General features: G+C 72.2%; 17 protein-coding genes. 1 reads left to right on the forward strand and 16 read right to left on the reverse strand.

The window, feature by feature from the left end; all coding sequences use genetic code 11:
- Positions 1–65: 65 nt before the first annotated feature.
- On the forward strand, positions 66–3,431 hold the full coding sequence (locus ACZ5GH_RS27055) for a hypothetical protein (RefSeq protein ID WP_464335482.1): 3,366 nt from the start codon (positions 66–68) through the stop codon (positions 3,429–3,431).
- 161 nt (positions 3,432–3,592) lie between these two features.
- On the opposite strand, the gene ACZ5GH_RS27060 is transcribed toward ACZ5GH_RS27055, so the two are convergent.
- The 16 genes from ACZ5GH_RS27060 to ACZ5GH_RS27135 all read right to left on the reverse strand — a co-directional run bounded on the left by ACZ5GH_RS27060 (position 3,593) and on the right by ACZ5GH_RS27135 (position 18,434).
- The gene (locus ACZ5GH_RS27060; protein WP_464335483.1) at positions 3,593–4,168 is read right to left on the reverse strand and encodes a hypothetical protein; all 576 of its coding nucleotides are present in this window, start codon (positions 4,166–4,168) and stop codon (positions 3,593–3,595) included.
- The gene (locus tag ACZ5GH_RS27065) at positions 4,165–5,079 is read right to left on the reverse strand and encodes a DnaB-like helicase N-terminal domain-containing protein (protein WP_464335484.1); all 915 of its coding nucleotides are present in this window, start codon (positions 5,077–5,079) and stop codon (positions 4,165–4,167) included. The genes ACZ5GH_RS27060 and ACZ5GH_RS27065 overlap by 4 nt, the downstream gene beginning before the upstream one ends.
- A 45-nt stretch (positions 5,080–5,124) precedes the next feature.
- Positions 5,125–5,343 carry a DnaB-like helicase N-terminal domain-containing protein gene (locus ACZ5GH_RS27070; protein WP_464335485.1) on the reverse strand — a complete coding sequence of 73 codons (219 nt, stop codon included), beginning with the start codon at positions 5,341–5,343 and terminating at the stop codon, positions 5,125–5,127.
- Complete coding sequence (locus ACZ5GH_RS27075) at positions 5,344–5,562, reverse strand: hypothetical protein (protein WP_464335486.1); 219 nt, start codon at positions 5,560–5,562, stop codon at positions 5,344–5,346.
- Positions 5,563–5,590: 28 nt separating this feature from the next.
- Positions 5,591–6,076 (reverse strand): hypothetical protein, encoded by a 486-nt coding sequence (locus tag ACZ5GH_RS27080; RefSeq protein ID WP_464335487.1) that lies wholly within the window; start codon positions 6,074–6,076, stop codon positions 5,591–5,593.
- A complete protein-coding gene (locus tag ACZ5GH_RS27085) occupies positions 6,073–7,854 on the reverse strand; it encodes a type IV secretory system conjugative DNA transfer family protein (RefSeq protein WP_464335488.1) in 1,782 nt (593 codons plus the stop codon). Before ACZ5GH_RS27085 ends, ACZ5GH_RS27080 begins: the two co-directional genes overlap by 4 nt.
- 104 nt (positions 7,855–7,958) lie before the next feature.
- Positions 7,959–9,242: a hypothetical protein gene (locus tag ACZ5GH_RS27090; RefSeq protein WP_464335489.1), complete on the reverse strand. Its 1,284-nt coding sequence runs from the start codon at positions 9,240–9,242 to the stop codon at positions 7,959–7,961.
- Between the two features lie 132 nt (positions 9,243–9,374).
- Entirely contained in the window at positions 9,375–9,872 is a 498-nt protein-coding gene (locus tag ACZ5GH_RS27095; RefSeq protein WP_464335490.1) for a hypothetical protein, read from the reverse strand.
- 33 nt (positions 9,873–9,905) lie between these two features.
- A complete protein-coding gene (locus ACZ5GH_RS27100) occupies positions 9,906–10,667 on the reverse strand; it encodes a hypothetical protein (protein ID WP_464335491.1) in 762 nt (253 codons plus the stop codon).
- A gap of 93 nt (positions 10,668–10,760) precedes the next feature.
- Entirely contained in the window at positions 10,761–12,314 is a 1,554-nt protein-coding gene (locus tag ACZ5GH_RS27105) for a hypothetical protein (protein WP_464335492.1), read from the reverse strand.
- Between the two features lie 17 nt (positions 12,315–12,331).
- Positions 12,332–13,834 (reverse strand): ATP-binding protein, encoded by a 1,503-nt coding sequence (locus ACZ5GH_RS27110; protein ID WP_464335493.1) that lies wholly within the window; start codon positions 13,832–13,834, stop codon positions 12,332–12,334.
- A gap of 24 nt (positions 13,835–13,858) precedes the next feature.
- On the reverse strand, positions 13,859–14,308 hold the full coding sequence (locus ACZ5GH_RS27115; RefSeq protein WP_464335494.1) for a DUF6238 family protein: 450 nt from the start codon (positions 14,306–14,308) through the stop codon (positions 13,859–13,861).
- 34 nt (positions 14,309–14,342) lie between these two features.
- Positions 14,343–15,812, reverse strand: coding sequence for an SCO6880 family protein (locus tag ACZ5GH_RS27120; RefSeq protein WP_464335495.1), 1,470 nt, complete (start codon positions 15,810–15,812; stop codon positions 14,343–14,345).
- A 144-nt stretch (positions 15,813–15,956) separates the two neighbouring features.
- Positions 15,957–17,408 carry an SCO6881 family protein gene (locus ACZ5GH_RS27125; RefSeq protein WP_464335496.1) on the reverse strand — a complete coding sequence of 484 codons (1,452 nt, stop codon included), beginning with the start codon at positions 17,406–17,408 and terminating at the stop codon, positions 15,957–15,959.
- Positions 17,409–17,430: 22 nt separating this feature from the next.
- The gene (locus ACZ5GH_RS27130; protein ID WP_464335497.1) at positions 17,431–18,126 is read right to left on the reverse strand and encodes a hypothetical protein; all 696 of its coding nucleotides are present in this window, start codon (positions 18,124–18,126) and stop codon (positions 17,431–17,433) included.
- Positions 18,126–18,434, reverse strand: coding sequence for a DUF6112 family protein (locus tag ACZ5GH_RS27135; protein WP_360462222.1), 309 nt, complete (start codon positions 18,432–18,434; stop codon positions 18,126–18,128). The genes ACZ5GH_RS27130 and ACZ5GH_RS27135 overlap by 1 nt, the downstream gene beginning before the upstream one ends.
- Positions 18,435–18,504 lie beyond the last annotated feature (70 nt).

Raw genomic sequence — 18,504 nt, forward strand, 5'->3', positions numbered from 1 at the left:
GCCGAAGGGACTGGCGCTGGCCTGGGACCCGTGTCGCTCCCACCGCTCGGACAACGGTCGAGAATGTGCTGGGGCGCGCATCCGGCCCGCAGGCCGCAGTCCGGGAGCTGTTGGGCGAGTCGGCGCTGTGGTGGAACTGCTGCAGCGAGGCGGTCCGGGACGATCCGGCATGGCTTGCCGGTCGCGACTGCGAGGATCTGCGCGCCTGGCTCGGGGCAACCGCATCGGACCAGGAACAGGCCGCGGTGGTGCGAGCCGATCATCCTCTCCTCCTGGCCAGGGCGCTGGTTGCGCCGAAGGGTGGTACCGGGGAGCACGACGCCGCACTGCTGCGGCTGCTGGGGGCGTGGGACGGCAGCGGGCTGCTGTGTTCCGAGGCCGCTCCTGGGCCCGCGCAGCCCTCCGGCAAAGGACTCGCCGAACTCGCACCGCGACTCGCCGGCGGAATCGACGCGCTCCTGCAACGGAGCCAGCAACTGCGCCATGCCGCGGCTGCTGGCGGGCCGTCGTCGGCTGCTGAGGGACTTCTTGTGATCGCCGCGCTCATGATGGCAGGCATCGCACCGCGCAGGCGTCCTGTCGTCCGGGTCCCCGTGGTCTTCGGCCGGTCACCCGGACCAGGCGCAGAGGCCCCAGCCGCTGAGGGCGTCACCGGCATTTTGGAACTGCGCGAGTTCCCTCCGGGACCTGCGGGGCTTCATCCCGACCCGCGGACGATGGATGGGGTCCGCAGCCCGAACGGCCAGTTCGCCGCAGCGCTGGGCGACGCCTGGCGCCTGGCCGGTCCGCGGCGCGAGGGCCGCTGCGTGGTGTGGCGGATCGTCCTGTCCGACGAACCTGCGGCTCCGGACCGGATCGAGGGACCTTCGCTTGGCGCGGCCTTCGCGCTCGGGCTCCGTGCCCTGCTGCTGCGGCGGCCCGGTGCGGCCTGGTTCCGCGATGTCTTCTACGGGCTGCGCCCGCGCACCGCAGTGACCGGCGCTGTCGACGCGGACGGCCGCTTGCTCAGGGTCGCCGGCCTGGACGCCAAGCTGCTTGCCGCGCGCCGCAAGGGCTTTCGCCTAGTGGCACCCGAGGCGAACCGGCTCGAAATCTCCGCGGCGGCTCCCCGTTCTGGCGAGGTGAGGTTAGCTGCCACCTTACGCGAAGCCGATCGGTACGCCCGGCAGTTCCGCACCGGCCGCATGGCCGTTTCGGCGCTCGTCCTCGCCTCTGTGACGGCCGGAGTCTTTGCCCTGCACCAGCGTGACCTGGCACAGGTCCGGCAGCAGAGCGCGCTGGCCAGTCAGGTCGCCGCACGAGCGGATCAGCTACGCGCCACCGACCCTTCGCTCGCGGCCAGGATCGACATCGCGGCGTACCGCCTCAGCCCCACCGGCGATCTCTACACGCGCCTGGTCGAAGACGCGAGCCGGCCACTGTCCACCGTCCTGAGGGACTTCTCCGGCAGCGTCAACGCGGTGGCGTTCAGCCCCGATGGGCGCACCCTCGCCGCCGTCGGCAGAGACGACGCCACCAAGGGCACGCTGCGCCTGTGGGACATGGCGGACCAAGCACACCCGGTGCTCCTCGGCGAACCTCTACGGGTGAACAATGCCAGCGCGGTGGTGTTCAGTCCGGACGGTCGCACCCTCGCGACCGCCGGCGTCAGCACCGGGGACACGGTGAAGTTGTGGGACGTGACGGACCGGACCCGTCCCCGGGAACTCGGCCCGCCCCTCCTCAACACCCCCATGGGCCCGCTGCTGTTCAGCCCCGACGGGCGCATCCTTGCTACCGGCAGCAAGCGGGTCGAGGACGAGCAGCTGTGGGACGTGACGGACCCCGCGCACCCGGCGCCGCTGGGTCTGCCCCTCCAGCACGCATCGGCAGTCAACGCCGTGGCGTTCAGCCCGGACAGCCGCACTCTCGCCACCTCCTCTCTGGAGGACGGGGCCCGGCTGTGGAACCTCTCGAGCCCCGCCCATGCCACGCCGCTGGGCAAGATCTGGACCAGTGTCAGCTCGCTGACGTTCGGCCCGGACGGCCACACACTCGCCACCTCCGATCACGGCAGCGTGCGCCTGCTGAACGTCGCCGACCCGGCCCACGTGGTCGCCCTGGGCAGCCCCCTGACAGGCTCCACCAACGCCGTCCCCGCAGTGGCGTTCAGCCCAGACGGACGTATCCTCGCCACCGCCTTCGCCGACCACACCGTACGGCTGTGGAACACCGCGAACCCCGCACACGCCACGTCCCTTGCCCCACCCCTGGCCGGCCATACCGCCGACATCTCCTCCGTGGCGTTCGGCCCAGACGGGCACACCATCGCCACCGCCTCCGCCGACCACACCGTGCGGTTGTGGCATCTGCCCACCGCCCTGCTGACCGACCACACCGACGTCGTCACCGAGACGCGGTTCAGTGCCAACGGCCGCCTCCTCGCCACCGCCTCCGCCGACCACACCGTACGGCTGTGGAACACCGCCGATCCGGCGCGTCCGACCCCGCTCGGCCGCCTTGAGGGCTTCACAGACCCCGTCGTCTCGATGGCGCTCAGCCCGGACGGCCGCATCCTGGCCACCACGGTCTTCTCCGAGAACCGCGTGGTCCTGTGGAACGTGACCGATCCAGCCCACCCCGCCGCACTCTCCCAGATCACGAACTTCTCCACCGGCGTCACCGTGGTGGCGTTCAGTCCCGACGGACGGACCCTCGCCACCGTCACCTCCACCGGAATCGTCGGCGGCGATAAAAGCGTGAGGCTGTGGGACACCTCGAACCCGGCCCATGCCCGCCTGCGCGCCCAAATGCCCACCGGCGCCGTCAGCGTGGGCGGCACAGTAGCGTTCAGCCCCGACGGGCGGACCCTCGCAGCCTCCGGCAGCTACGCCGGAGAGACGATGCAGCTGTGGGACGTGACCGACCCGGACCATCCGGCCCGCTCCGGCCCGCCCCTCGCCCAAGGTTTCAGTTCGATGGCGTTCAGCCCGGACGGCCGGACCCTCGTGACGACCACCACCACAGGCATCGCCGACGCTCCCGGCTACGGCACGATCCAACTATGGAACATCTCCGACCACGCCCACCCCACCCCCCTTGGCCAACCACTCAGCGGCTACACCAGCGCTGTCAAAGCGGTGGCTTTCAGCCCCGACGGGCACACCCTCGCCACCGCCGGAACCAATGTGCGTTTGTGGAACGTCACGGACCCGGCCCACCCTGCCGCGATCGGTCAACCCCTCGCCGTCGGCACCGCGGAACTCTTTTCACTGGCATTCACCCCGGACGGCCAAGCCCTCGCCATCGGCGGCTACGACGACACGGTACGGCTGTGGCCACTGGGAGAGGACCAGTCTGTCCAACAGATCTGCACGAACACGGACACCCCGACCCGCCCGCAGTGGCAGCAGTACCTCTCCGTACTCCCCTATCACTCAACCTGCGGCTAACGACGGATTACGGTCCCACCGCTGGGTTCGAGCTGTCTGCTGCCGCCTCCGGCCACAGCGGCAGGGCTTCCAGCCCAGTGCCGCAGGACTGCAGGGCGAGGGGTTCGCTGGCGGGGGTGTGCATGGCGGATCCGTTCGTGGGGGCTGGCGTGGTGGGTGGTTCAGCGGAAGCGCGCGGCGGAGAAGGCCGGCGACGCAGGGGGCGGCGCTGGGTTCGGTGCGGGCCTTGCCGCCACGGCGGTGGCCGAGCGGCTTCGGGCGGCCTGCACTCGGTTGTCGTCCGGCGCGATGACCGACGCCGCCTGCCGCAGGGTCCGAGCAGCCTGCTGGAGCTCGCCGCGGGCGTTCTCCGAGGCGAAGCCGACGACGTGCCTGGCATTCTGGCGAAGCCCCTGGGCCTTCAGATCGTGGCGCTTGTCGTCTGTACGTTGCAGGTACGTGAGTTGCTCGGCGGCCTCCCCGAGGTCGGAGGCGGCCCGACCGAGATGCCCGATCGCTTCGGCGTACGCACGGGCGGCACGGAGCGCATGGTCGGGTGCGGGCTGATCGGTGATGCGGGTGGTGAACTCGGTGCCCATGGCCGTGATGAGGGAGCCGAGTTGGGAGATCTGACGGCTCAGGGCGACAGGGTCCGACACCTGGACGGGGAATCCGGCAGCGGGCAGCAGGTCCCTCTGCTGCTCCAGGGTGGTCGCGTGCTCGTGAAGGGTGACGGACTCGCCGTCGGGGGTGTTCACAGGAGGCTCCGGGAGGGGTGGTGCGGGGCGGCGCGGTCGTGGCTCCGGTTCGGCGTCGGGCTGATGGGAGGGACGCGGTCCGGTGTTGGGGTGTTCCGGGCAGGCGCCGGCGTGGGGCTGCGGGCGAGCGCCGCCTGGACGCGGGCCGCTTCGCCGACGGCGGGCCGGCACTGCGGGTCGGACGGGGACGTCGCCGTGAGCCAGCGGGCCCGCACCTCGTCGAGCGGGCCGAGGGCGTGCAGCGCATGGCCGATCAACTGACCCGGTGCGAGGCGCCGGTTGTCGGCGTGGGCGGCGATCTGCAGCGCGGCGCCAGCAGCGGTGCGGGTGACGGAGGAACGCAGGAGCCGCTCGCCGAGCCACTCAGCCGAACCCGCCGCCCCGTCTCGCAGCACGGGCCCGAGCCGGTCCTCGGTGAGCGTGCCGTCCGCCAGCAGGCCGCGCCGCTGCACCTCCAACAAGGCGGTGACCGGGTCGATCGGCTCACCGCGATGGTGGAGCGCGCCCAGGCAGCGGTAGAGCTGGCCGTGGCCGGGATCGGCGAAGTCCTGGGGACGCAGCCAGTCGAAGACCTCCTCGATCGCTCCGTCCTGGTTCACGAGCAGCGCCAGCAGGAACTGCTCGTCTTCCAGCTGGGCCGCCGCCGGTTCGTCACCGGCAGCGGTGATCGGCAGTACCCCGGGAGCGACGGCGCGGGGCTGGCTCCCCCACCGGGCGGCGAGTTCCTCCAACACGCCCACGAGGAAATCGGCTTGGGCGACGGCGCCCTGGACCTCGGCTTGGCCTGCGCCCTCCTGGGCGACGGCGAGCAGGCGGGCAGCGTGCTCGGCGACGGTGCGGTGGATCGAGCCCTCCAGCACCATGCGCCCGTAGACCGGAGCATGGGCCGGGCGGGGACAGGCGGCGATCAAGGTGTGCGGGTACGAGGCGGTGAGCCCGCGCACGTGCTTGCCGGCCTAGGCGAGCGTGTCGGTCAACCACGCCAGCGGCACCGCGCCCTTGGCGGTGAACGCCGGGTGCCCGTCGGAGCGGAGCCCGCGCAGCGCCGTGAACAGAGCCTGATGCGCGGGCCGGTAGAAGTCGCGGGCCTCCAGCCAGTCGAGGTTGCCGAGCTGGCGCGGGTCGAGCAGGACCGCGCCGAGCACGGCCTGCTCGCCCCGAAGCAGCGGGTCCATCTACCGCTCCCGCTGCTGGGCGCGGAGCTGTTCGACCGCGCGGTCGGCGGCGGCTTTCGCGGCGGCGAAGCGGTCCAGCTCACCGGTGAACGTGGGGTCGGTGGCCGGGATCGAGCCGTCGCCAGCAATCAGCCACCACTGGCTGCCCCGGCGGACGACCGGCGCAGCGGTGAGCGGCGTCGGACGGCCACGTCGGGTGGGCGAGTTGTTGTCGGACATGGAGAGCTCCTCGGGGAGTTGGGCGGATTCAGCGGCGCCGGCGGGCTGGGGGCGCGGCAGTTGGTGCGGTGGCCGGCGTCTCGGTCGCAAGGGCCCTGGGCCGGGCAGGCGAGGCGGCGGTGGCCGCGCGGACCCTGGCCTCGTCCGGTGCGGGGCGGCCGTGGGCATGCACGGCCTCGGCGGTTGCGGTGAAGCGGCGCTGGGAGGCGTCAAGGCCGGACGGCGGTGCCCACCGGGCGGCGTTGGCGGTGAGCGCCGGGGCGAGGGCGGCGACCTCGCTCGCGGGAGCCGAACCGCAGGCGAGCAGCCGGGACTGCGCCGACCACAGGTCCAGGAACCAGTTCCCGTCATCCAGCAGGACAGCCTGTACGTGGGCAGTACCCGGGGCATCCTGGTAGACCCACGTGCCACTGCGTGGTTGACGCCAGCTTGGCCCGGCGAACGGTGGATCGGGCACTGCGACTTGGGAGCCGAACCCCGAGCGGTTGAGGGCGGAGGCGTTCGAGATGGTCATGCCGCCAGCCCGAATCCGTCGTGGTCACGGGACTTGGCGAGGGCCCGTTCGGTGATGGCCTGGGTGGCGCGGGCGGAGGCCGGGCCGATCTGCTTGGCGGAGCGCTCCTTGTACCAGGGCTTGAGGTCGAGCATCGCGACCCGCATGCCGGTGGCGAACAGGAGGATCTTGCCCTTGGGGAGCGCGCGGATCTCGTCCGGCGGCAGAATCCGTTCGGTGCGCATCGACACCGAAGTCGACTTGCCGCCATCGGAGTTGGAGACGGAGATGGTCTGCACGTCGTGCTCGCCGATCTGCCGGGAGAGGCGGTCCGCGAAATCGGCGTCGTCGATGCCCGAGCCGATGATCTTCGTGGTGGCGGCGGACCAGAGGGCGTCCATGCCGGCCTCGCCCCAGCAGCGCTGGCCCTGCCGGTAGGACTGCAGGATGGTGATCGGGATGACGCCCCGGCTGCCCAGGTGGGAGTAGAGGTCGGGCAAGTCCGAGATCTTGCAGACGTTCGCGGCCTCGTCGAGGACGCACAGGGCAGGCGGGTCGAGCCGGCCGCCGTTGCGTTCGGCGACGATGACGGCTGCGCGCATCATGGCGTCCGCCGCAGCCGCGATGATCGCCGAGGCGGAGCCGCCGCCGTCCTTGCTGAGCAGGAAGAGCGTGTCCCGGGAGGAGGCGAAGTCGAACGGCTTGAACTCGGGCAGGCCGGGCGCGGGGGTGACCCACGCGGCGATCTCCGGGTCCAGCAGGCAGCTCGCGTACTGCCTCGCCGTTTCGTAGATGCCGTCGCGCGTTTCGGTGGCCCCGGTGACGGTGCCCTGGAGCTGGGCGGCGACGGCGTGGTGGCCGGCGTCGCCGAGCAGGTCGACGGGGGTGCGGTCGGCCGGGGAGGCGAGCCAGGCCAGCACGTCGGTGATCGGACGGCGGTGGCTGGCGGCGGCCAGGAACAGCGCCCCGAGCGTGTTGGCGGCAGCGGTGGACCAGAAGTCGGAGCCGCTCGCCTCGTCCACGCTCGCGGTCACGAAGTGCCCGGCCAGGCGCTTGGCGCCAGCGAGGTCGCGGGCGTCGGCGAGGATGTCCCACCACATCTCGCGCGGGTGGTGCGCGATCTGCTGCGGGTCCAGCGTCCAGACCTTCCCGACCTTCGCGCGGGCGTCGACGCACGCCGTGTACGCGTCGTTGGCGGCCTTGTTCGAGGTGAGCAGGACGGGGCCGGGGGCGGCGAGGATCGCGGGGATCGCGATCCCGGACGTCTTGCCGGAGCGGGGCGCCATGATGGCGACCATCACGTCCTCCCAGGAGGCGCGGACCTCGGCCCGGCCGGGGGAGAGCGTGCCGACCAGGATGCCGCGGTCGGCCGGGGCGATCTCCTTCTGGTCCTTCAGGCTCGGGCGAAGGCTCCTGGCCTTCTGTGTGATTTCCTTGTCGAGCAGCGGCGCGATGTCCGCCCTGCGAGCCAGGCCGCTCTTCGCCCCGGCGCGCCGGCGCAGCACGATGACGAGCGCAGTGCAGCCGAGGAGAGCGGTGACCAGACCGGGGACGATGCGCGCGCCGACCAGTACTGCGGTCGGGGTGAGGTGCGGCCACAGCCGTTCGGGGTGGAGCAGCGCGTCGGTGACGCGGAACGGAGTCCAACCGCCGGATCCGACGAGGGCGTTGGTGAGGTTGCCGGTCAGCCAGGCGAGGCTGCCGAAGGCGAGGGCTGCGCCGAGGACGCCGAACAGGAGATAGAGGAGCGCGTCGGTGCCGGTGCTGGTCGACGGCGCGTTGGTGCGCGGGGCAGGCAAGGGAGGTTCCAGGTGGGTGCGAGCGGGCGGTGGGCGGGGCGCGCTCGGCTCTGGTACGGCTCACGGAACTTGCTCTCCTTCGAGGGGGGAGGTGGAGGAACGTTTCAGCGGGTGCGGCCGGCGCCGGAGACCGCTGCGGCCGACACCGGCACCGGTGCGGCAGGGCCAGCGGTTGTCCGCGGGCCGGCTGCGGCGGCGGCAGGGGAGACGGCAAGCGCTGCGCTGGTGACGGCGGGCGAGGGGTAGACAGCCGCGGTCTGCTCCGGGCGGGCGAGTTCGCGCGCGTCGGGCGGAGCGCCGAGGGAGCGCAGATCGCCGACGGCGTCCACGAGTTCTGCCTCGGCGGTGCTGACCCATTCGGCAGCGGTGGAGAAGCGGTCGGATAGCTCGTACTCGTTGGGGTCCAGGTTGGTGACCTGCTCCGCTGCAGCCTCCAGCGCTTCCCGCAGTCGGGCGAGGATGCCGTCGTCGGGGTCGAGGAGCTGGTCGATCGCCTCGGCCGCCTGGGCGGGGGTGGCGGCGCCGCGGATGCGGTCGGTCAGTTGGAGGACCTGCTGGCCGGTGACCTTGAGACCGTTTGGGTCGGTGGGCGTGGTCAGCCGGTTGAGGTCGAGCTTCGGGTCGAGGTCGACGCTGTAGCGGGCGGCGCGCAGCATCTCGGTGGCGTGGGTGGCGATGGCGGCCCGGTCGGCGGGGGCGGTAGTGGTGGGCAGCCGGTGCCGGCGGCCGTACCAGTCCTCGGTCTGCCGGAATCCGGCTGTTCGGAGCAGGGTGGCGGACAGGTCGTCGCTGGAGCCCTTGGCGGTGACGCTGCCGCTCGGCTCGATGCTGATGGTGATAACGGGGGCGGGCATCCGGTAGTCCTTGGCGGTGGTGATGGAGGGGGCGGACCGGGTGAGGCCGAGTTCGGTGGCGATACGGTTGCACTCGGCCTGCACGTGGAAGGCGTCCCGGTACGTGCTGCGGATGCGGCCGTCTTCGCGGACGACGGTGGCGACGATGTGCACCGAGCGGTCGAGGTTGCGGATCGCGGCCCACCGGCAGCCGTCCGGGTCGCCGTCGGGGGCGAGACCGGCTGCGGTAACCAGGCGCCGGGCGACGTCGGCCCACTGGGCGTCGGTCAGGTCCGGTTGGCGGGGGTCGGAGCGCACCGAGCACAGCCATACCGGCCGTTCGGGCGCGCGGGCGCCGATCCGCGTGGTCGGGGCGTCCAGCACTCCGCCGCCCAGGACTTCCTGAGGGTCGCCGAAGAGGGGCAGCTGCTTGTCGGCACCGCGGTAGTCGGCGGCGATCAGCCGGGGCCGCAGCCGGTGGCGAGGATCCTCCGGCCCGTAGAGGGCGGGAATCAGCGCGGCCGTGGTGGCGGCGCGTTGAAGGTGGGCGATCACGGCGTCCCCTCTCGGACGATCGGTCGGCGTGCCCGGCGGCGCGGGCTGACGGGGACGAGGATCCGCAGGATTCGCGGTTTGGTCCGGCCGCCGACCGGTGGTAGAAGTCCGCCGCTGGGCACCGCCCGAAGGTCACACGAAGGGGTTCTCCGTTGGCCGGTCGGCGTCGGTCGCGGCATCCAACAGCTCGGGCAGGTCCCCGGGGTCGGACGCGCGCTGGTCGATCCACCAGCCGGCACGGGTGATGGTGCGGGCCTGGTCCTCGATCCGCTCCCACGTGGACTCCGGCATCCCGCGGTCCAGGACCAGCGCGGCGTAGGAGGCGGCGAGGACCTGGTGGCGGGAGCGGGTGCCCCAGGTAGTGCCCTTCTCGGTGCCCTCCAGCGGCGGCATCCGGTACTGCTCGGACCAGGCTTCCGATTCGGCCTGCTCGGCCGCCCGCTTGGCCTCCAGCCACGCCGCCCTCTCCGCCTCGTCGCCGGCCTTCGCCGAGCGCCAGCAGTCCGTGCACTCCTGCTTGGCCAGCCACTCGGCGAACCCGGCCCGCCGGTCGGCCGGGCGGTCGCCGAGGTTCCGTTCCACCTCGTGCCCGCACGAGTGGGTGATCTGCCAGACCTTCTTCACAGCCATGTCTGCTCTGCTCCTTGGGTATCGGGGTGGTGGTCAGCGAGCACGCGCGAAGGCGATGCGCGGATCGACGGCCGCCGGCGGCGGGACGGCAGGCGCCGCAGTGGCGCGCGGCCGGGACGGCGCGGCGGCGAGGACGGCCTCGTCGACGCGGAACTTGCGCGTGGTGAACGCCTGGTGGGTCGTGGCGCGGTGGGCGGCGACGTCTGCGGCGAGCTGCGGTTGCACGGCCACGCGCAGGTCGCCGGCCCCGTGCATGGCCGTGGTCGCGGAAGCCAGACGCTCCAGTGACTCGCCCCGGCCGACCGTGGAAGGAAGGGTGTAGACGTCGAGAGGGTGGTTGAACTGCCAGCCGTGGGCTTCGAGGATCTCTCCGCCGCGCTCGACCGCGTTGACCGTGTCGGCGGTGGCGGCGACGATCCCGAGCCGGGGGTGTTCGGCGAAGGCGATGTCCGGCTCCGGAGCGGGCTGTCGGTGGCTCTCGGGCTCGTCAACGCCGGGGTGTGCAAGGACCCGTGGCGCCTCGATGGTGTTCGCAGGGACCAGGGACATGTCGGTGTCGACGCGGTAGCCGGCGCCGGTGAGTAGCTTGGCGGCCCAAGCGGCGCGCTGATCAGCCTCGCGCTGCTGGTCGGTGAGCGTGAAGAGATTCGGGTGGCTTGGAATCCGCCGGAAGTCGAGGCGTTCCAGCATCCACTCGGCGGCGGCCGACTGGGTGGGGAGAGCGGCGACGATGCCGTGCTCGGGGTGGCGCCCGATGGCGACTTCGGGCAGGTGGCTGGGATCGGGGGAAGACACGGTGGAACTCCGCTTCGCGGTACGGACGGTGAGGGCGCGGGACGGGGAGCGGTCTGATCGGGCGAGACATGGCGGGCACCTTCCTGGCGGGGTTCACCGACGGGGCCCGGTGGAACGGACGGGGCCGGTGACTGCGGCGAGAACGGCTTCGGTCGGGTGGCCGGTGAGGGTGCGGGTGGAGGCGGGGGAGGTGGCGAGCGCGGCGAGCACCCGGGCGTCGACGCCGCTCGCCGCGGTCTGCGGGGCGGGCCGGGCGAGGCCGTGGTGGGCGGTGCGCCGGTCAGCGAGGTCGCCGCGCATCGCCCGGATCTCCCGCACGTAGCCCTCGGCCATGGTCGCGATGTAGCGCAGACGCGCCGCGTAGTGCGGATCGGACGCGCCGCCCAGCCCCTCCCACCAGGAGGCCGTCTCGTGGAGGGTGCCGACGACCTGGTCGAGGACGCCGTCGCCGGGAGCGGTCAGCTCGCTGAGCGCTTCGACCACCTCCCGGGTGTGCCCGGCCTCCGAGATGGCCTCGGTGACCTGGGCCAGCGAGTGTGTCGGCGGCAGTGTCGGCGGGAGGGTGGCGTCGAGCAGTTCGGCCGGACAGGCAAAGGCGTAGCCGTTGGCCTGCAGGTGGTCGACGGCCCGGGTCACGGCAGCGCGGCGCTCGTCGGGGTCGACCATGGCGGCCGGGAGCCGGTGGTAGGTCTCGTGCACCCGGACGACGGGGACGAACCCGGCGCGGTGAAGTACTGAATCCGCACTGACCCGCACGGCCTGAGTCTGGCGCAGGGGCGGAGCGCCGAGCCGGTCCAGACGCTCGCCGATGGAGGCGAGCATCGATTCGACGCTGCGACCGCGTCGTGCGTCCGGGCCGGTCGGCTGGCTGTCGTACAGCACCTCGCGGGACCTGGTGCGGGGGTCTTCGCGGAATGCGGACCAGCCGACGACCTCGCCGTTGCCGGTGCGAGGGACGATGAACATGAGGCCTTCGTCGGGCAGTTCAGCTTCGATGTACGGGCCGGGCCGGGTCGTGCAGGGGAGTCCTCGTTCCGCGAGCGACCTGGTGATGTCGGGGAACGGGTCGTGCGCCGCCGGGCGGATGGTGTGGTGCACGTACGCGTTGACGCCGGAAGCGGTTTCGGTGAACTGGACGATCAGCTGGTCGGGTTGCATGGCGTGCTCCTGCTGCGGTCGCCCCCGGGCACCGGGGGCCGTGGCACTGATGATGCGGAGATCCAGGAGTTTGGTTCGGCCGGAATCTGCTGGTACAGCAGAGGGTCGCCGGGCCGGGCGCCGCGCATCTGGACGCGGTGGTGCCGGCGCCGCTGGGGCTGGGGCGCTCTGGTCCCGGAGGTGACTGGAGCGGGCGATGGCGGCCTTGATCTGCGCCTCGCGGTCCGGGACGGGGAAGCCGATCCGTTCGAAGTAGACCCGCACGTACACCTCGTCGGCAGCGCCGAAGGCGCCGCCGGGCCGGAACAGGGCGTAGGTGGACCCCCACTGCTTGCCGGTGCTGCTGGTGTGGGTAAGGACGAGGTCCCAGCCGGAGCCGAGGTAGGGGCGGGAGTCGCGGCGGGCGGCGAGGATCTGCTCGAACGCGGTGAAGTCGGCCGGGGTGAGGCGGGAGTGGTCGAGGTAGGACTCGTTGTCGTTGTAGGACAAGGCAGTTGGCGTCTTTCTCAGGCAGCGAGTCGGAAGTCGGTGTCGTAGAGCTCGCGTTCGCGCGGGTGGAGGAGGTGCTGCACGATGAAGCTCAGGCCCGCGACCTTCCACAGGCCCCGGCCGCGGGTGAGGGCGGCGATGGCCTGGGCTTCGACACCGGTGAGGCCGAGCAGGGACATGGACACCTGGACCTGGTCGGGTTCCTGGCGGTAGATGATCCGGGTGGAGCAGTCGGCGAGCAGGCCCTCGGCGAGGACGCGTCCGCGCGATCCGGCGTCGCCCGCGGACAGCAGGTCGGAAAGGCGGTGCAGGATCAGGAGGTTGGCGATGCCGAGGCCGCGGGAGAGCTTCCACTGCTGCTGCATGCGCTCCAGGAGGCCGAGGTGGCGCATGATCCGCCACGCCTCGTCGTAGATCACCCACCGCCTGCCGCCGGTGGGGTCGGCGAGCGCTGCCTCCATCCAGGCCGAGGCGCAGGTCATCGCGAGGACGAGGGCGGTGTCGTCGCCGCTGCTGCCCAGGCGGGACAGGTCGATGGAGAGCATCGGGGCGTTCGGGTCGAACGTCACGGTGGAGGGTGCGTCGAACATCCCGCTCAGGTCGCCGCTGACCAGGCGGCGCAGGGCGTGGGCGAGGTCGTCGGCGGCGTGGCCGATCCGCCCCTCGTCGCCGAGGGTGGCGTCCAGGCGTTCGCGGGTGCCGAGCAGGCGGGCGATGTCGCCGAGCAGCGGCACCGTGTTGTTCGCGGTGGCGTCGGCGACGGCCAGGTCCAGGGCGGCGGACAGGCCGGTGTGTTCCATCGGCAGCAGATCGCGCTTGAGGACGGTGGCCGCGAGGCTCGCCAGGAGGAGCAGGCGGCGCTTGCGGACCTCGCTGGTCCAGTCCTCCTCGCTCACCCCGTCCGGCCGCTGCGGCGCGTCCAGCGGGTTCAACCGCCCCGGCAGGCCGGGGCCGAGCGCGATGGTCTGCCCGCCGAGTGCCTCGGCCAGGCCGGACCACTCACCCTTCGGGTCGGACGGCACGTAGATCTTGTATCCGTGGGCGATGGCGCGGGTCGCGATCGACTTGGCGAGCGCGCTCTTGCCCATGCCGATGACGCCGCACAGGATCGCGTTCGGGTTCGTGAAGCCCTCTATTCGGCCGGAGTTGTAGAGCGCGAACGGGTCGTAGCAGAAGGAGCCTTCGGCGTGGAGGTCGCGGCCGATGAAGATGCCCTCGGCGCCGAGGCCGGCCTCGGCGAGGAAGGGGTAGGCCCCGCCGGCGACGGCGGTGGTCATGCGGTGTTTGGGCAGGCGAAGGCGGCTGCCGCGTGCGGAGGCGGGGCCCGGCCGCCCGGAGACGGGGTAGGTGGGCTGCAGGTCGGGGTCGGCGCCCTCGTGTTCGCGGCGCTTGGCCGGGGCCTGGGCGGTGCGGGCCTTGGTGCGGGCTTCGGCGAACTCAGCGCGTGCGGCGCGCTGCTGGGCGCGGGTGGTCTTGCGCGGGACGAAGAGGTGGGAGGCGGTGGCGCGGTTCCTGGGCATGATCGCGTATCCGGGATGGTCGGGTCAGCGGCGGGTGAGGCCGGTGAACGGGGAGTGCAGGTCGGCGGGGGTAGTGCGGCGGCGGACCAGCTGGGCTGTCTCCTGGTGGCGTCGGCAGATGGTCAGCTCGGGCGCGCCTTCGGGCAGACGCGTCCGGCAGGCGTCCGGGCCGGGGACCTCGCCGGTGCCGGGCCGCGGGGAGCAGTGGTAGGCGGCGTGGAGGTGGTCGGCGGCCTGCCACAGACGGGTGCGCGCGGCCTTGAGGTGGTCGCCCTCCCCGGGCAGCAGCGGGAAGGTGCGCTGGGCGTGGGCGTCGAGCAGGCCGTGCAGCGAGACCAAGTGCTCGTGGAGCGAGTCGAGTTCGGCACGGGAGGCGACCAGCGGCCCGGTAGGGATGTTGAGCGCGCGGTGGAAGTCGATCGCGGCGGTCGCGTAGGGGACGAAGTCCTGGGCGGTGGCGGTGGTGGCCGGCATGAGGGTGCTCTTTCGGATTCGAGACGGGCCGGCATCAGGCGGCGAGGGCGAAGGGCAGGGCGGCGGCGGTGAACGCCTCGGCCTGCTGCCAGGTGAGCGGGCGCAGGTCGAGCTGGGCGCCGACGGCCGCGGTCTCCACTACGGCGCAGGCGGAGCGCAGTTCGTCTTCGGTGTCGGCTGAGACGGTCAGCAGGCCGGTCAGGGCGACGTCGGCGTGCCCGGCGATCAGCTGGCGCTCGCGGTCCTGGATGTCCTGGTACTCCACCGAGTCGGCCTCGGAGGCGACCTGTCCCTTGCGGGCCCGCTCGGCCGAGTCGGCGATCACCGATGCCTTCTTGCGGCGAACGTCGCGCATCGCGGAGTCGATGTCCTTGGGCTCGTAAGCCAGGGAGACGGTGCGGCGCACACCGGAGGCGAAGAGCACCTGGTGGAGGAAGCCCGGGTTGACCTGGGTACGGGGCCAGTTCTCCACCCAGTAGGTGGAGTGGTGGGCGGAGTCCGTCGAGATGTGGTCGGCCTTCTCCAGGACGACCACGGGGCCGGCGGCGGCCGGGTCGGCGGCTGGGCGACCGTCCTTCGACCAGCGGTCCAGCGCAGCACGGGACTTGGGGTCGTAGGCGGTTCGGGCGACGGCGGCGATCTCGCCGGCGTTCAGCCAGCCGGTCGGGTTGAGGCCGGCGGTGCGCGCGGACTGCTCGAAGGAGCTGGTCAGCTGGGCGAGGACCGCGAAGCCGCCGGTCAGGCCACCGCCAGCCTGCGAGATCAGGCGCTTGGCGGCCTTGAAGTCGAGGGCGATGGCCACGTATGCCTCGTGCGGGGCGCTGGCCGGGCCCGCGTTCTGGATCAGCTCGCCGTACAGGGCTCCCGCGAGCGGCGCGTCGGGGTGGCCGTTCTCCTCCCAGTGGCGGCGAAGCCCGTCGCCGGAGTCGGGCACGGTCCGCTCGATCACCTGGATCCGGGCGACCTGGCCGGTACGGGCGAGCGCGGCCAGCGCCCGGCCCCACCCGTTCACGTTCGCGTTCTGGGTGCCAGGGTCCAGGAGAGCGTAAGCGCGGCTGCTGACCTTCACGATCGCGGTGAGGGTGCCGGCGTGCGGGTCGTGGACGGCACCGTAGCGGCGGTCGGGGGCGGTGACCACACGCAGGCTGGCCGCACTGCCAGGCAGGTGCAGCAGGCCCTCGCGCACCGGCCGGGAGGAGGGACGGACGAGCCAGATGAGCTGTCCGCGGAACCGGCGCAGCGCGTAGCGGACGGCGATCGGAGCCCAGTCGGCGAGGATACGGCCCCGGTAGCGGACGAACACGAACGGGGCTATCACGCCCCACACGGGGAGGAACTGGAGGGCGCCGGTGACGCCCCGGGTGGTGAGGACGGCGAGCAGGAGCAGGCCGGCGGCGGCGGTGGTGATCAGCTGCGGTGCGCTCAGGCCGAGCAGGATGCCGCGCTTGGAGCGGTGGGGGAACTTGACGGACACAGGGGTGGCATCGGGCGTCGAGGAGGACATCGGGGTTCCAGAGGGGGGGTGAGCGTGCGGGCGGCGGGCGGGAGCGCGGCACTCTTCTGGACTGCATCGAGGGACTCCTTCCCTGGTCGTGGGGCCCGGGGCGGGCGGCGGGCCGCCGCCCGCCCCGGGGAAAGGGGGTACCGGTCAGGAACCGGGATTGCTCGGCCGGTTCGGGTAGACGAACCGGACCGGATCGGGAGCAGAGGCTCCGCTCGGCGCAGGCACGCTCGTCGCGGGCGGTGCCGGAACGGCGGGGACCGCAGGTGCCGATGGCGCAGGCACGCCCGGTCCCGGGGCCGCACCAGGTGCGGACGGCGCGGCCGAGCCCTCCGAAGCGCTCCGGATGCTCGGGGCGACCGGTGCCTCCTGGCCGCCGGACTTCGACGGACCCTCACCGCCACCGGAGGAGGCCCGGGTGATCAGCGCCGGAATGCCGGGCCGGGTGACCAGGGCACGTCCGCGGTCGCCGGGCGCGCTCGGATCCTCGCCGAAGCGGAACTTCGTCGGCTGCTGCGCGGGCCCGGCGTCGATGCCCTCCTTACTGACCCGCCCGGTCGGATCGATGCCGGAGGAGACGCCGCCGCCGTCCATCCCCGGGACCTGGCTGGGGCCCTGCGGGGCCGGAACACCGGTACCCATCTGCATCGCGAGGCCGGCAGCGGTCTTCGCGGCCCCGGCGGCAACCGCCATGCCGGCGACACCGGTGCGGTGCATGTCGTCGTGGCCGCTGCCGTCGGTTGCCCAGTGGATGAACTTGTAGACGGCGTAGGGGCACAGCAGGACGAGCACCATGATCACGACACCGGCCATGACGTCCGAGAGGGCGGCCATCCCGTCCTTGGCGTCGGAGTTGCCGATCGCGGAGACGCCGGTGATGAACACGACGGTCATCAGGAGCTTGGAGACCACCAGGGTGGCGGTGGCCTCGATCCAGCCGCGCCGCCAGCGCTGGGCCACCTCCCAGCCGCCGCCGGCCCCGGCGAAGCTGGCGAGCACGACCATGATCAGGACGCCGACCTTGCGGGCCACCATCACGCCCCAGTACAGGAACGCGCCGATCGCGCATCCGACGGCGACCAGGGCTGGGATCGCCCAGCCGAGCCCGTACATGAAGCCGAGCTCGGACACCTTGATGATCCGCCGGATCGCGTCCTCCAACGACGTGCCCGCCGCCTTGAACAGCCCGGCGGACAGGGCATCGACCACGGTTACCGCCACGGCGGTGAAGGAGATCGCGCAGAAGGAGAACAGGACACCGGTCATGGTGCCCCAGGCCGCACGGGCCAGGGCCCGGTCGTCCCTGCGCCAGGCGGCCAGGATCAGCTGCGCACAGAACGTACCGACGGTCAGGACCAGGCCGATCGGCAGGATAAGCTGATAATTGCTCCTGAACCAGGGGGCATTCAGGTCGATGGCCGTGGTCTGGTCGACCGCTCGCGAGGCGAGGTTGACGGCGCTGGTCGCCAGCTCCGTCATCGACTTCGTGATCCACGCGCCGATGCCGTCGGTGATGCTCTTGCCCGGGTCCGAGACGAAGTTGATCGCGTCGACCGCGTCGCAGACCTGGTTGATCATCGGGATGTTGCAGACATCCATGAGGGGAACCTCCTTCCTCGGGTCAGGGCGAGACGGTCGGCAACACGCCGACCAGAGCGCAGGGACGGTCGGGGCGGCACTGGACGGCGAGGGTGGACGAGCGGTCCTCGGCCCCGCCCTGCGGCGCACCGTTCCAGGAGATCGACTGCTTGCCGGTCACGGTGACGGCGTAGATGTACGCCTGCTTGATCGCTCCCGGATCGGCCTGCAGCGCCCTGGTGAACGTGTCCGGGAAGTGCGCCTCCTCCACGGTCGCGGTGGCGAACTGGCCGGAGTCGGCCATCCGCCCCCACAGCAGAGGCGAGGGCACCGGACGGTCCACCGAATCGGCGTCGACGTAGCTCCCCTCGGGCGTCAGCCACCGGTGCAGGCTAGCCACCAGCTCCGACTGCGAGTACGAGCGGGTGTCGTACGACCACAGCGCCACCGCCGCCGCCTTCGCATAGGCGATCGGATCGTGCGTCGACGGCGGACCCGGCAGCGAAGCGGCACCGTCCTTCGGCCCCGCCGACGCGGACACGGCCGGTGTGGGAATGGCGGGCGAACTCACGATGTGCGAAGGATGGTTGGGCGCGGGCCGGGTGCCGCGGGTGAAGTAGGCGAGTGCGCCGGCCAGGACCATGAGGGCCACCAGGACCACCAGGCCGAGCAGCGCCCGGCGGCGCACGCGCGATGCGCCGCCGGACACGCCTTCACGGGTGATGGAACGTTTCTGCATCAGTGGACCTGGCCGCCCAGCCCGGAGAAGAACGCCACGATGCCGTTCGCCGCGCCGATCAGCAGCGCGGCGCCCGCGCTGACCAGCACGCCCTTCTTGCCGTTGGCCTCGGCCTGGTGGCCGCCGGAGTGGTGGCCCCAGGCCCACACCCCGGCGCTCACCGCGAGCGCCCCGACGATCGCGATGATCCCGAACAAGTTGATCGAGCCCATCACCTGCTTGAGCACCGAAAGTCCGGGCAGGCCACCCTCGTTGGGGGTGATGCCGGGGTCGTATGCGAGCTGCGTGACCGCGTCCGCGAGGTACATGAAGAACTCCAGTTCGGATGTGGGCGCGCGAAGGCAAGCCCGGAGAGGGAGAAGAACGGTGAGAGGAGAG

This window comes from Kitasatospora sp. Xyl93 (genome assembly GCF_055383135.1).